This is a genomic window from Gordonia hydrophobica NBRC 16057, from assembly GCF_001592365.1.
GTDB lineage: Bacteria > Actinomycetota > Actinomycetes > Mycobacteriales > Mycobacteriaceae > Gordonia > Gordonia hydrophobica.
The window spans coordinates 66,981-81,909 of record NZ_BCWU01000011.1; the positions used below are offsets into that span (position 1 = coordinate 66,981).

At 66.4% G+C, this 14,929-nt stretch carries 8 protein-coding genes; all 8 read right to left on the bottom strand.

Annotation, left to right across the window (positions count from 1 at the left end):
• Position 1: 1 nt before the first annotated feature.
• A complete protein-coding gene (locus tag GH2_RS17035; RefSeq protein ID WP_066170737.1) occupies positions 2-1,582 on the bottom strand; it encodes an acyl-CoA carboxylase subunit beta in 1,581 nt (526 codons plus the stop codon).
• A 20-nt stretch (positions 1,583-1,602) separates the two neighbouring features.
• Positions 1,603-6,870: a polyketide synthase Pks13 gene (pks13, locus tag GH2_RS17040; protein WP_066170740.1), complete on the bottom strand. Its 5,268-nt coding sequence runs from the start codon at positions 6,868-6,870 to the stop codon at positions 1,603-1,605.
• A gap of 91 nt (positions 6,871-6,961) precedes the next feature.
• Positions 6,962-8,860: a long-chain-fatty-acid--AMP ligase FadD32 gene (fadD32, locus tag GH2_RS17045; RefSeq protein ID WP_066170742.1), complete on the bottom strand. Its 1,899-nt coding sequence runs from the start codon at positions 8,858-8,860 to the stop codon at positions 6,962-6,964.
• Between the two features lie 112 nt (positions 8,861-8,972).
• Positions 8,973-9,983 (bottom strand): LLM class F420-dependent oxidoreductase, encoded by a 1,011-nt coding sequence (locus GH2_RS17050; RefSeq protein WP_066170745.1) that lies wholly within the window; start codon positions 9,981-9,983, stop codon positions 8,973-8,975.
• 163 nt (positions 9,984-10,146) lie between these two features.
• Entirely contained in the window at positions 10,147-11,130 is a 984-nt protein-coding gene (locus GH2_RS17055) for a cutinase family protein (RefSeq protein WP_066170748.1), read from the bottom strand.
• On the bottom strand, positions 11,124-11,690 hold the full coding sequence (locus GH2_RS17060; RefSeq protein WP_066170751.1) for a DUF732 domain-containing protein: 567 nt from the start codon (positions 11,688-11,690) through the stop codon (positions 11,124-11,126). The genes GH2_RS17055 and GH2_RS17060 overlap by 7 nt, the downstream gene beginning before the upstream one ends.
• Positions 11,691-11,796: 106 nt before the next feature.
• A complete protein-coding gene (locus tag GH2_RS17065) occupies positions 11,797-13,215 on the bottom strand; it encodes an alpha/beta hydrolase-fold protein (RefSeq protein WP_084247594.1) in 1,419 nt (472 codons plus the stop codon).
• Positions 13,216-13,551: 336 nt separating this feature from the next.
• Entirely contained in the window at positions 13,552-14,550 is a 999-nt protein-coding gene (locus GH2_RS17070) for an alpha/beta hydrolase (protein WP_066170757.1), read from the bottom strand.
• Between the last annotated feature and the right edge of the window lie 379 nt (positions 14,551-14,929).

Consider the following 14,929-nt stretch of genomic DNA (forward strand, 5'->3'; position numbering starts at 1 on the left):
CCTAGATTGGCATCAGGAAGTGCTTGCGCGGGTTGCGGAGCACCTGCTTGTCGCGCAGTTGCGCCAGGGCCTTCCGCAGTTGCAGCCGGGTCTCGGCGGGCTCGATGACCGCGTCGATGTAGCCGCGCTCGGCGGCGAGGTACGGGGTCGCCATCATCGCGTTGTAGAAGCTGATGAAGTCCTGCCGCACCTTGTCGGCGTCGTTCACCGACAGGCCCTCGGTCTGACGACGCGTCAAGATCGCGGCCGCGGACTCCGCGCCCATCACGGCGATCTTCGCCGTCGGCCACGCGAAGTTGATGTCCGCACCCAACTGCTTGGAGCCCATCACCGCGTATGCGCCGCCGTACGCCTTGCGCAGGACGACAGTGATCTTCGGGACGTCGGCCTCCACGTACGCGTACAGGAACTTGCCGGATCGGCGGATGGTGCCCTTCTGCTCCTCGGCCAGACCGGGCAGGATGCCGGGCGTGTCGACCAGGAAGATCAGCGGGATGCCGAAGGCGTTGCAGATGCGGACGAAGCGAGTCGCCTTCTCTGACGAATCGGTGTCGATGGTGCCTGCCATGACGCTCGGCTGATTCGCGACGACGCCGACGCTGCGGCCGTCGACGCGGGCGTATCCGGTGAGGATGTTCGGCGCGAACAACTCGCCGACCTCGTGGAAGGCGCCGTCGTCGAACAGCCGGATGATGATGTCGCGCATGTCGTAGCCGGCGTTGTCGTTGTCCGGCATGAACTCGTTGAGGCTCAGATCCGACTCGGTGATCTCCGGCTCCAGGCCCGGGTTGATGATCGGCGGCTGCTCATGAGCACTCGACGGCATGTACTGCAGATATTCGCGGACCCACTCGAACGCGGCGGCCTCGTCGGGGGCGACGTGGTGGATGTTGCCCCAGCGCGCCTGATTGTGCGCGCTGCCGAGATCCTCGGCCGAGATCTCCTCGCCGGTGGTCTGCTTGATGACATCGGGGCCGGTGACGAACATGTAACTCTTGTCCTCGACCGCGACCAGGATGTCGGTATTGGCCGGGGTGTAGACGGCACCGCCGGCACACTTGCCGAGGATCACCGAGATCTGCGGCGCCAGACCGGACAGGAGGTCGTTGCGACGCCCCATCTCGGCGTACCAGGCCAGCGAGGTGACGGCGTCCTGGATGCGCGCACCGGCCGAGTCGTTGATGCCGACCATCGGGCAGCCGAGCTTGCCCGCCCACTCCATCAGCATCGACACCTTGCGGCCGAACATCTCGCCGACCGTGCCGCCCATGACCGTCTGGTCGTGACTGAACGCCGCGACCGGACGACCGAAGACCAGTCCATGACCGGTGACGACACCGTCGCCGTACCCGGTCTCCCCCGCACCGGGCATCTTCGCCAACGCGCCGACCTCGACGAACGTCCCCGGGTCGAACAACAACTCAAGCCGCGCTCGCGGCGACAGAATGCCCTTCGTCGCACGCTTGGCCACCGCCTTCGCACCACCCGGCTCCTGCGCCAGAGCCAGCTTCTCGCGCAGGTCGGCGAGCTTTCCAGCCGTCGTGTTCGCGGCCGGAGTCCCCGCTGCCGTCGTATCCGTCACGCCAGGTACCTTCTCACTTCTCAAGAATTCAGTTCCATCATGCGGCGAGCCAGGTCCGCCCCGACCTTCGCCACATGGGGTTCGTCGACGATGCCCAGGTGATCGCCGCCGATGTGCAGGATCTCCAGATCGTCGACGACCTCGCCCCACCGACCGTCCTCGTCGATCTCCGCCCACTGCGGTTCGAGCTCGATGGCGCCGTCGTGCATCTTGTCGGCGCGGTACAACACCACCTTGCCGCTGTACGGCGTCGGGTTGATGCTGGTCAGCGCCCGATTGTCGATGAACGACGTCCGCTGGTGCTCGATGATCCCGCCGGGGATCTTGGCGTCGGACATCGACATCATCTCCATGATGATGTTGAACTGCTCGTCGTCGTCGGCTTCCACCAGCCGGTCCATCGGCACCGGAATGTTCTCGTCGAGACCGTACGTCTTGACCGCGAACGCCTTCCACCGCTCCAGTCGGGCCCGCTTGTTCTCCGGCGTGTCCGGCACGTCGTGACGGGGACGGACAACGTCGATGAGGCCCACGAAGGCGATCTCCTCGCCCTCCTCGCGCAGCACCTGGGCGGCGCCGTAGGCCAGCGCCCCACCGAGCGACCAGCCGACCAGGACGTACGGTCCATACGGCTGCACCTCGCGCAGCTTCGGCAGATACTGCCGGACCCGCTCCTCGATGGTCCCCTCGACCCGATCGAAGCCGATCACCGGGATGTCCTCCGGTAGCCGCTTCACCAGGGCCTCGTACGCGGCGGTGTTTCCGCCCGCCGGATGGAACACCAGCATCGGCGTCGGATCGCCCGCTGCGGTGTCGAACGTGTGCTTGGGCTTGCCCGCAGCATCCGTCCCCACGCGCAGGAATCGGACGAATCCGTCGACGTCCGCGGCGTCGTCCATCTGCTGCCGGACGTAATCGGACATCTCCTCGATCGTCTCCGAATCGAGGATGTCCTCCATGTCCACCTCGCCGCCCGTGCGCTCATTGATACGGGCCGTCAGTTTCTCGGCCGTCTCCTCGTCGAGCACCGGCAGCTTGGTGAAGATGCCGCCCGCCGACTTGCCGGTCACGACGGCGTACGCGCCGAACGTGAGCCGCTCGGCGGCGTCGCGCGGCGGGACGTCGGAGCCTGCCGCCTCAGCGACGGCGGCCTGGTCGGTGAGATCGGGGGTGGGGGCGTGTGGTTGCGGTTGCGGTTGCGGCGATCTCGATACACCCTCGTCGCTACGCTCCTCGGGCACTCGATCAACGTGAGAAGGCGTCGCCACGGACTCGGGCACTCGATCAACGTGAGGAGACGCCGCCCCGGACTGGGCCGCCGCATCCTTCGCCAGCTCTTCGTCGATGTAGGCGTTCAGCGCCGCGGTGTCGAGTTCGCCTCCCGCGGTGGCCTTGTCGAGGTCGTCCAGTTGGTCGCGGTGCGTCACGGCAAAGGCTACGAACTTCTCGACGTCGGTCAGATTGGCCTGACGCATCGCTTGCAGCTGGAGCTGCGGGATGTCGAACTCGTACTCCACACGGTTCTTGATACGCACCGCCATCAGCGAGTCCAGACCCAGTTCGATCAGCGGGATCTCGCGCGGCAGGTCCTCGGGGTCGTAGCCCATCGACTCGCCGACGATGGTCGCCAACCGATCACCGACCGACTCACCGGAGTTCTCATCCCATCGGTTGCCGATGTCGTCGACCACCTCGTCGTCGACCACCAGCTTCTCGTCCACCAGGCCCGACGCCTTCGCCGACTCCGCCGGCGTCGACGTCGCGTCGACGGCCTGCGCCGCGACCCCGGCGCCGGTGACGGCCGCCTCGTAGAGCAGGGCGAAACCGCCCTGCGGACCGGCGTGTACGGCGACGGCGCCGCCACCCGGGTGGCGGGTGAACGTGGTGGTCACGGTCCCGTCGGACGGGAATGCCTGCACGGACTCCACGGCGGCGACCGCCGCGGCCGAGCCGAGCACCTGCTTCGCTGCGGCGAGCACCAACTCACGCGGATCGCCGACAGCGCTCGCGGCGACCTCCCACGCATGCCTGCCGTCCGGGAGCGCGACGTGCGCGCCCGGAACCGCACCCGACCCGGAACCGCTGGAGATGGTCGCATCGATCCAGTACGGCTTGCGCTCGAACCGCGTCCGCGGAATCGGTGCGTAACGCTGATCGGGGCCGGTGCCGAACAACGACGCGACGTCGACGGCATGGCCGTGGACGTACAGCTTCATCAGCGCGTTGATGAGACCGTAGCTCTCGTCCTCCTTGCGGCGGAGCGTCTCGACGAGCTCGGCGTCGTGCACGCCCGCACCGAAGGTGGTGGCGGCGACCGAGATCAGAACGGCCGGGTTGGGCGAGAGCTCGACGAACGTGCGGTGGCCCGCCTCCACCGACTTCGCGATGGCCTGCGCAAACCACACGCTGTGGCGCAGCCCCTTGAGGAAGTACTCGATGGTGTGGACGGTGCTGCCGGGCCGGTAGAACGCCTCGCGGTCCACCGAGCTGTAGAACCCGACCGACGTGCGTTCCGGCGTGATGCCGGTCAGCTCGTACGAGAGCTCCCCGAGCAACGGATCCATCTGGGAGGTGTGGCTGGCGCCCTTGGTCTGCAGCTTGCGGCCGAGCTTGCCCTCGGACTCGGCGCGCTCGACGATCGCGTCCACCTGGTCCACCGGACCGCCGATGACCGTGTGGGTCGGCGCGGCGTACACGCAGATCTCCAGGTTCGGGAAGTCGACCAGGACGTCGTTGATGTCGTCGGCGCTGTACTCCACCAGAGCCATGTAGCGGACGTCGTCGCCGGTGAGCATCGACTCGCCCTCGCCCATCAGTCGCGAGCGCTGACAGATGACGCGGGTCGCGTCCTCGAGCGACAGCCCGCCGCTGATGTAGGCGGCCGACGCCTCACCCATCGAGTGCGGCACCAGGACGCCGGGCTCGGCGCCGTAATGGCGCATGGTGTCGGCGAGGGCCACCTGGATGGTGTAGATGCCGATCTGCGCGGTCTCGATCGCGTACGTCTCGGCGTCGTCGAGGAAGATCTCGACCATCGAGTAGCCGAGTTCGCGCTCGATGATCGCGTCGACCCGATCGGCGTACTTCGCGAACACCGGATTCTCGGTGTACAGCTGCTTCGCCATCTTCCGGTGCTGCGAACCGAAACCCGACAGCAGCCAGACCGCCGACGCGGCGTCGGGCGAATCGCAGGTGTAGACGAACGGCAGGGCCTTGCCCTCGGCGACGGCACGGACGCCCTTGACGGCGTCGTCCATGGTGCGGGCCATGACGACCGAGCGCGTACGACCGTGATTGCGGTGTGCCAACGAGCGGCCGATCTCGACCAGCGGGGTCTGCTGCCCCTCGTCCGACTCAAGCCATTCCAGCAGGTCGGCGGCCGCCTTGCGACGCCGTGAGGCCAGGAACCCGGAGATCACCAGCGGGACCACGGCACCGGGGACGGCCGCGGGTGCGAAGCCCTCGGTGGGATCGGATTCGACGACGACCTCCGGCTCGGGCGCCTTCTTCGCCTGCGCGGCCAGGACCGCCCGTTCGGCCTCGGTCAGAAAGTCCTCGTCATCGTCGTCGACGTCGACGGGTGCGGCGGGTGCCTCCGTGGTCACCGGCGACGCAGCCGGATCGAGGTAGTCGGACGGCAGGACCTCGCGCAGCACGATGTGCGCGTTGGTGCCGCCGAACCCGAAGCCGGAGACGCCGGAGATGGCGTGACCGGAATAGCGCGGCCAGTCGGTGGGCTCGGTGATGACGCGGAGGTTGGTGGCGTCGAACTGGATGTACGGGTTCGGCCCCACGTAGTTCAACGATGCGGGCAGGCGGTCGTGCTGCAACGACAGGATCACCTTGGCCATCGCGCCCGCACCCGCAGCGGACTCCATGTGGCCGTAGTTGGTCTTCGCCGACCCCAGAAGCATCGGCGCATCGGGCGTGCGACCGCGGCCCACCACGCGACCCAGCGCATCGGCCTCGATCGGGTCGCCGAGGACCGTGCCAGTGCCGTGCGCTTCCACGTAGTCGACGGTGCGCGGGTCGATGGCGGCGTCGGCGTAGGCCGCGCGCAGCACCTGCACCTGTGCGTCCGGGTTGGGCGCGAAGATGCCGTTGGACCGACCGTCGGAGTTCACCGCCGTGCCCGCGACCACCGCGAGGACGGTGTCCCCGTCGCGGCGGGCGTCGGCCATCCGCTTGAGGACGAAGACGCCGCCGCCCTCAGACCGAATCATGCCGTTCGCGTCCGAGGAGAAGGCCTTGATCCGGCCGTCGTCCGCCATGGCGCCGATCTGGTCGAAGCCGAGCGTCGCAGCCGGCGTGATCAGCATGTTGACGCCGCCCGCGATGACGACGTCCGAATCGCCGTTGCGGAGGCTGCGCACCCCCTCGTGCACCGCGACCAGCGACGACGAGCACGCGGTGTCGATCGCCAGCGACGGGCCGTGGAAGTCGTAGAAGTACGAGACGCGATTCGCGATGATCGACGTCGCCGTGCCGGTCAGCGCGTAGGCTGCGGTCTCCGACGCGCCCTCGCCGAGACCGAGTGTCGCCAGCATCTGGTAGTCGTTGGTGGAGGTGCCCATGAACACGCCGACCTGGCCGCCGCGCAGGTCACTCGGCGGGATATGCGCGTGCTCCAACGCCTCCCACGTCAGTTCCAGGGCCAGTCGCTGCTGCGGGTCCACGTTCTCGACCTCGCGGGGGCTCATCTGGAAGAAGTCGGCGTCGAAGCCGGAGACGTCGTCGAGGTAACCGCCCTTGACGTTGCCGTTCTCAATGGCCTCGGCCAGCCGCGGGTCGGCCTTGAACTCCAGCCAGCGGCCGTCCGGCAGATCGGAGATGCCGTCGACTCCGCTGATCAGACCTTCCCAGGTCGACTCGGGCGTGTGGCCCCCCTTCGGGAACCGGGTCGCCAGACCGACGATCGCGATGTCGTCGTCGGCGGAACGCTCGCGCTCCCAGAACCGGTCGGCGTCAACATCGAGGCCCTCGTCCGGATCGCCCTCGATGATGCGCTTCGCGAGCGAGGCGATGGTCGGATGGTTGTACGCGGCGGTCGCGGTGAGGATGACACCGGTGTAGTCCTCGACGTCCGCGGCCAGCGCCACTGCGTCGCGAGAGGAGAGACCGAACTCCTCCATCGGGCGGTCGTCCGAGATCTGATCGGCCGCCACCCCGGTCGCTTTAGAGACCCAATTGCGCAGCCAGTCGCGGAGATCTTCAACGGTCAGATCACCGACGGTCTCACCGTTCGAACCGGCGCTTTCCGTCAACGCAGTGTTTTCAGTTTCAGACATCACAACCAGCCTACCGGGGAAGTTAATCAATTCGTTACTAGCACAAGGGCCCGGCAGGTCACAGAAGTGACGTGCCGGGCCCCGTGCGGTGTCAGGCGTCTGCGTCCGGGAACGCCGACTGCTGGTAGCCGCCGCGGAGCGATCCGTCGATATACGCGGCCTTGGTGGCGCGGCGGGCGATCTTGCCGCTCGACGTGCGCGGGATGGAGCCGTTCGGCACCAGGAGGACATCGCGCGCCATCACGCCGTGGCGACCGGCGATGGTCGCGCGGACGGCGTCGGCCACCTCCTGCGGGTCGGCCTTCTTGCCCGGACGCTCAGCAACCACCACGAGCTGCTCCGATGCGTCGTCGGCGTCGCGGGTGAGTCCACTGAAACCGCCGTCGAAGACTTCGTCGGGCAACTGGTTGGCGGGCACCGCGAACGCGGCGACGAAGCCGGGGCGGATGGCGTCGCTGGCCTCCTGTGCGCTGGCCTCGAGGTCCTGCGGGTAGTGGTTGCGCCCATCGACGATCACCAGGTCCTTGACGCGGCCGGTGATGTAGAGATTGTCCTCGTACCAGACGCCGAAGTCGCCGGTGCGCATCCAGCGACCGTCGAACGGGGCGCCCTCGGCGTGCGAGCCGGTCTCGAGACGCTTGGCGATGGTGTTGTGGAAGGTGTCGATGGTCTCCTGGTCTTTGTTCCAGTAGCCCTCGCCGATGTTGATTCCGTTGAGCCAGATCTCGCCCACGCGGCCGTCGGCGAGCTCCTCGCCCGTCTCCGGATCGACGATCGCGGCCCACTGGCTCAACGCCACCTGTCCGCACGCGACCTGGGCGACGGCGCCCTCGGCGTCGGCGTCCACCGGAACGAATTCGCCTGCGTTCAGCTTGTCGCGATCGACGTAGTGGATCAGCGCCTCGTTGTCACGCTGGGTGGCCGAGACGAAAAGAGTGGCCTCGGCCATTCCGTAGCAGGGCTTGATCGCCTTCGGCGACAGCCCGTAGGGGGCGAAGGCCTCGTTGAACTTGCGCATCGAGCTGACGGTGACCGGTTCGGAGCCGTTGATCAGCCCGATCACGTTCGAAAGGTCGAGCTCCTCGCCATCACGCGGCAGACCGCGCAGCGCGGCGTGCTCGTAGGCGAAGTTCGGTGCGGCGGCGAAGGTCGGCGAATTGTCGGCGTCGGCGGCCAGCTCCTTGATCCAGCGACCCGGCCGACGGACGAACGCCATCGGGCTCATGATCGTGACGTATCGACCGCCGAGTGCCGGCAGGATCACGGTGAGCAGACCCATGTCGTGGAACATCGGCAGCCAGGTGACGCCGCGGGCATTGCGGTCGATCTCGATGCAGTCGTAGATCTGCAGGCAGTTGGCGGCCACGGCCTCATAGGTGATCTCCACGCCTGCGGGGACGCGGGTGGAGCCCGACGTGTACTGCAGGTAGGCCACCGACTCGAGGTTGTTGCGGCTGGCCTCCGGCGGTGTCCACGAAGCACCGACCGAATCCGGCACCGCGTCGACGGCGATGACGCGCGGACGCTCCTTGGCGGGACGATCGGCGAAGAAATCCCGGACCGCCTCGGCCGACTTGGTCGAGGTCAGGATGGCCGTCGGCTTGCAGTCGTCGAGGACGGCGACCAGACGGTCGGTGTGGCCCGGCTCGTCCGGGCTGAACAGCGGCACAGCGATGTCGCTCGCGTACAGCGAGGCGAAGAAGCCGATGACGTACTCCAGCGACTGCGGGGCCAGGATCGCGACGCGGTCGCCCGGCTTGGTGACCTGCTGCAGCCGCGCTGCGACGGCGCGCAGACGCTTGCCGAACTGCGCCCAGGTGAGATCGATGCGCTCACCGTCGCGTTCACGGCTGAAGTCGAGGTAGCGGTAGGCGAGCGTGTCCGCCTGCTCCCGCACGTTGCGCTCGACGTAGTCGACCAGCGTCGCATCCTCCGTGAAGTGGAGGTTGCCGGTTTCATCGAGGAACTGCTCGAACTCGGTATTCAGCATCCAATAACTCCTGTACCCGCACTGCACGCACGGTCTGCATCATGTCTTCCGCACGGTGTCCTCCCGGCACACCCGTGCCGCGCCCCCAGAACGTACGAAAACCTCGGTAAGTTTACTCTCCCCGCAATAACGGGATGACAGGTGCGAACGCATCCATCTGGGTCGGGAACACTCCCACGTAGCTCATCGTGGTCCGACGGCGGACCTCGCGGATCTGATCCGCGATCTCCTCGAAGGAACCGAAAGCAAGATACGGCGACGACAGGATATCGTCGACCGTGAGCTCCACATCGCGAGCGATGTTCGGCGGATAGCCCTGTTCCAGCGCATTCAGCGCCATCTGGGCGGTGGCCTCGCGGTCGTCGGTGATGACGATGGTCGCGATGGTCCAGTTCAACTCGATGTCGTCGAATCGATCACCGGCAGCTTCCCGGATCCGGTCGACGCGTTCGATGGTCTTCTCAAGGGTCATGTCCGACAGCCGCAGCTTGCCGTCGCGGGTGGTGCCGGTGGCGACGGAGATGATGTCGGCGTGTTTGGCGGCCAGTGCCAGCATCTTCGGGCCACCGCCGCCAACGGCGATCGGCGGACGCGGACCCTGACGCGGCCGCGGAGAGCCTTCCAGCGCATTGATCTGGTAAAACTCGCCGTCGTAGTCGACGGTCTCGCCGCGCATCAGTCGATCGAGGATCGTCAGCGCCTCGTCGAGTCGGCGAATGCGCTCGCCCGGCGTCCCGAAATGGATGCCCGCCTTGTCGAACTCCTCTTTCATCCAGCCGGAGCCGATGCCCAGTTCCAGGCGCCCCTTGGAGAGGACGTCGATGGTCGTCGCCTCTTTCGCGAGGATGGCCGGGTGGCGGAATCCGTTCGCGAGCACCGACGTCGCCAGGCGGATGGTGCTCGTCGCCTGGGAGAGCGCACCCAGTGCTGCCAATGGCCCGACCTGGTTGCCCAGGTGGTCGGGAATGGCGAAGGTGTCGTACCCGTACTCTTCCGCGGTCTGCGCCAGCTTGACGAATTTACGGGCGCCGCCCTCGTCCTTGTTGCCCTCGCCGCCCGCGCCGAACCGGAACTTCCGAAGTCCGTCGGCGCCATGCGTCAACGAGTCTTGGGCAGTCGTCACGAAGTTTCACTCCTCATCGGTCAGCGGTCCACGCGGAGGACCCGAACCTGAAAAGGCTATCGCAGGGACGCCCTATACCCAAGCTGACCGGCAAGAACGCGCCTTCTCGCCTGTGGTGTACCTCTCGGTAACATCCGTCGGCGGCCGATGTCACGGTCGCAACTCAGTCGTGCTCGGGATGCGGAGCCGACGAGATCAGGTCCGACGACCACCCGTACATCCACTGTGTCGCGCTCTTTCCACCCTCCGACTTCCAGTACCGCTTCGTCGCATACATGGCGTGGACCGGATTGTTCGCCGCGTTGGCCAGTTTCGAGATGGCCTTGATCGGGTCGACGATGGTCGGCGCATCGCAGATCAAGTCGCCGGGGGCGCAGATCGAGTAAACGCGATCCGCCAGCTCGCCGAACCCGCCCTCACGAGCACCGGTCATGGTGATCCCCGGTACGAGGCTGCCGAATCCGGCCAGCGCGATCTCGGTACCGACCCCGCCGGGGCTGGGCGCCACGTCGTGCTGACCGCCCGCCTGACGTCGGCCGTCGGCGATGAGTCCGACGCCGAGGATCAGATCCTGGTCGGCGGCCGGGATCGGTCCGCGACCGTTGCCGATGTCGCTGGCGAGGTCGCCCGCGATCACGGCGCCCTGGGAGAATCCCATCAGCACGTAGCGGGTGAGCGGGCAGTGCTCGTGCGTCTTGGCGAGCTTGTTGGACGCGCGGGTGGTCCCCTGCCTGCGGGAGTCGTTGTAGTTCGCCTGGCGGTCGGCCAGGTTGGTCGGATTTCGGAACTGCGCCTTGTACGGAACCGTGTAGACCTCCGTGCGCGACTGCGAATACTGATTCTGCAGCTGGGAGGAGATCCGGAGCATCAACGACTTCGGGTTGGCCGTCGGCTTCAACGGATCGTCGGACGCCTTCGACTCCCACGTTCCGGGGATCACGAGGGTCAGGACGTCGGGGCAGTCCGCAGGCTGCGCGTTCGGCCGTCCGGACGGCGTGGTGCTGGTGCCGGGTCCGGGGCCCGGACCGGGCGGGGTCGGCGCCGGTTTGAACAACTGGAAGATCAAGAATCCGATCAGGATCACCGCGACGGCTGCGAGCGCGAGGACGATCAGCAGCAGCCGTCGGATCCGACGGGACTTCAGCACAGGTTCTTCTCGGCCGCCGCAATCACCTTGTCCGACTTGGTGTTGGCTTCCGCTTCAGTCTTCGTCATCGGACCGATCGCGGCACGGACATACGCCTTCACCAGCATCGGATCGGCTTTCTGTCCCCGCGCTTCACACACGTAGTGACCCATGGTCAGCGCGACGTTGTTGTCGTCGTCGCCCATGAACGACACGTTCTGCTTCTTCAGCGCGTTCAGATACGCCTTGTCCTTGTCGGTCAGCTTCACGTTCGACGGCGGGTTCTTGTCGCCCGGGAAGTCGTCCGGCGCCGTGGTCGTCGCGTTCGGCTTGGTTGCGGGCAACGACGTGCTCGCCTTCGACGCGGCGTCCTTGGCCTGCTGCGAATCACCCTTCGACGCCGACGACGTGGCCGATTTCGAGGACGACGCAGGCTCGGAGCCCGGCATCGTCGTCGTCGTGACCGGCTCGGTTCCGATCGGTGCGCTCGCCGTCGACGAATCGCTGCACGCGGTCAGCGCCACCACCGTGACGGCGAGGGCACCGGCCACGGCGGCGAAGCGGATGTACTTGGCAGTCATGGCGTTCAGCCTACCGTCGGTTCGCGCCCATTCTGGCACCGCCAAGGGGTTTACCTGCGAAGACATGGCAATTCCTCAGTTGAAACTCAGGCTCGGGTGGGGTCGATCACTCGACCTTGGCGCCGCCCTGCGGAGTCCAGGTGATCTTGCCGCGTTCGAAGGTGTTGTACTTCACGCCGTCGCGACCGGTCTTCTCGTCGCTCGTCGGCAATCCGAGACGGTCGAAGGCCGACACGTACGCGCCGCCGATCGCACCGCCGACCACCTTCGGCCCCTTGGGACCGGTGAAGATCCGTCCGTTGCGGAAGTCCTGGGCACGACCGCCGGGCACCGCGTACTCGGGCGTCAGGCAGCCGCCGAGATCCTTGACCTGCGGCGCCTTCACGAACGCGCCGCCGACCTTGCAGGCCACCTTGTCGTTGCCGAGCCCCAGGGCTCCGGCCGCCTGCGGCCACGCCTGCGTCATCTCGAACTGCCAGTACGGCCAGGTGTGGGTTCCGGACGGGCGGTACACGGCCTGCCCGGGGATGCCGAGCTTGTTCAGGCGCGCAGCGAACTGCTGGCTGGTGACGCGGGACAGGACCTCGAGCCCGACGCCGGAGTAGTTGGTCGCGAGCATCGGGATGTCGGACGGCTTGTCGTACGGACCGACCACACCGTTGCCCGACGAGATGTACAGACTGGTGCCACGCAGTTTCTTGGCGAGGACGTACGGGTCGTGTTCCTTCCAGGCCGGATCGCTGGGCGGACCGAACATCTTCATGGAGTCGTATCCGCCGCCGTCGCGCAGCGCGAACTGGATGGCCTGCGGCATGCCGTACGACGAGAGCTGCAGGATGCCGGAGAACGACGCGGCGAACTTGTAGAAGCCGGGGTTGCGGGCGGCGAGCATCATCGCGGCCGATCCACCCATCGACAGTCCTTCGATGCCGCGGACGTCGGTGGAGCGCCAGTCCTTCTCCAGAATCGACGGCAGCTCGTGGATCAGGAACGTCTCCCACTGGTAGTTCTTGCCGCGGTCGGGCTCCTTCCAGTTGGTGTAGAAGCTCGACTCACCGCCGACCGGCAGGATCACGTTGACGTTCTTGTCGCTGTAGAACTGCTCGATGTTGGTGTTGATCATCCAGCCGCTCTGATCATCCTGTGCGCGCAGTCCGTCAAGCATCGTCAGCTGGGGGAACTTGGCGGACGGGTTCGAGAACCAGTCGCGCGCGAGGAGGATCTGCACCTGGATGTCGGTGTTCATCGCCGGGGAGTGCACCCAGACCGCGACTCGGTGCGCCGAGTACCAGAAGGTCTTGGTCACGGTGGCCGCGGGCGCGGGTTTGGCGGGTGCGGACTTCTTCGACGTCGCGGCCGGCGCCGGCTTGTTCTTGTCCGCCTTGGGCTTCGCGGGTTCGCTCTGCTGCGGCTTGGGCGCGGGATCGGCGAGTGCCGGCGATGCCCCCGTCGCCACCAGGGAGAACGCTACGGCTGCGCAGGCCGCCGTGCGCCGCGCTTTCGCCGCCTTCGTCCAGATCTTCACTGCGTACTCCTCCACAAATCCCAAACCGGTCCGTCGCGCAGCCTGTGCGAACACAGAGCGCCTCTCGTGTTTCTACACGGCAATGGGCCCGAAGTGTGCGCGCCACGCTGTGACGAATGAGGTTTATGTTACTGGAGTGGAGCGGAGCGACAGGTCGAGCCGACTTCCGAGGCCGAAGGCCGAGGCGTCGGTCGAGACCAGGTAAGGGTCAAGACCAAGGTGGGGCAGCACAAGACAAGAAGAAGCCAGACAAAAAGAAGCAACAAACAAAACAAAAGAGCAAGCCGCGACACCCAATCGGATGTCGCGGCTCGCAGTTCTAGCGGAACTTATCCTCTACCGGAAGAACCCGCGGTTCTTGGCGTTCCAGAGCATGTCCTGCCAGTAGCCCCAGGCGTGGGTGCCGTTGGCCGAGTAGGACATCACCGGCACGCCCTGGACGAAGGCTGCTGCTTCGAAGGCCTTGGCCTGGGCGAAGGCGAGCATTTCCAGCGGGGTGCCCTTGAACAGGTCGTCGAAGGTGTTCTGCGGGTAGTTGTAGCGGCCGAAGAAGCCGTTGCCTGCACCGACGTACACCTTGAGGCCATGCATGCGGTTGATCAGCATGAACGGATCGTTTGCGGTCCAGCGCGGGCTCCACGGCGGGCCCCACATGGCGTCGACGTTCCACGGCGCCGGAGCGACGTCGAGCATCGCCAGGCGCAGCGCAGTGCGCATGCCCGGAGCCGACAGGGTCAGGTAGCCCGACAGCGAGCCGGCCGCGTAGTACAGGTCGCGACGCTGTGCGGCGTGCGTCAGTGCGGCGCCGCCACCCATCGACAGACCCATGATCGCGAACTTGTTGTTCTTGCGTGCGAATCCCTTGCTGCGCAGTGCAGGAACCAGGCGCTTGTCGATGACGCAACCCCACTTGTAGCGGCTGCGCTGGCCGTTGAAGTTCGAGGGAGCGTCCCAGTCGGTGTAGAAGCTGGCGGCGCCGCCGACCGGCATGACGACGTTGACGCCGCTGTCGGCGAGTCGACGTGCGTTGGTCTCGATGTCCCAGCCGCTGCGGTTGTATCCCGCGCGCATGCCGTCGAGCAGGATGACGGTCGAGTAGTTGCCCGGGCGTCGCCAGGATTGGACCTTGACCTTGCCCGGTGCCATCGACTTGTTGCCGAATGCGCCATTGGTCGGCATGCCGCAGGCGTCGATCCAGAAGGTCGACGCCGATGCCGCGTTCGACTGGCCAGCGCCAATCGCGGTTCCCATGAGACCCATGGCAGTGAGCACTGCGACAAGGACCGCCGTCAACCGGCGAGAACCGGCCTTCGACTTGCTCTTAGCTACGCGCATTGACTGCTTTCTCCCTAAACTCTGCCTTCGTTCTCACGCCAACCTTAGATTGGCATGAGACTTTCTGCGTCACGCGGCCGCCATTGCGACGCCACTTGCGTCACAACTGCAACCAATTAGGGCGAGCCTATTCGACTCACCCGATGCCACCCAAACCGTGTGATGGCTATCACACGTGTCGGTGGTGGCACCACGTACTAGGCCGACGTAGAGGCATTCACCTCTGCTTTCGGCCACGTCGTGTCTATCGCCCGATCGACAAAGGACGTTACCGTTTCGAGATCACCTGCGGCAAGCTCGGGAGAGATACCCGACACAGCCGGGTCTCAGGATCTCCTGCGCAGCATCTCAGACTGCGTACACCCAGGGCCGTCCACCG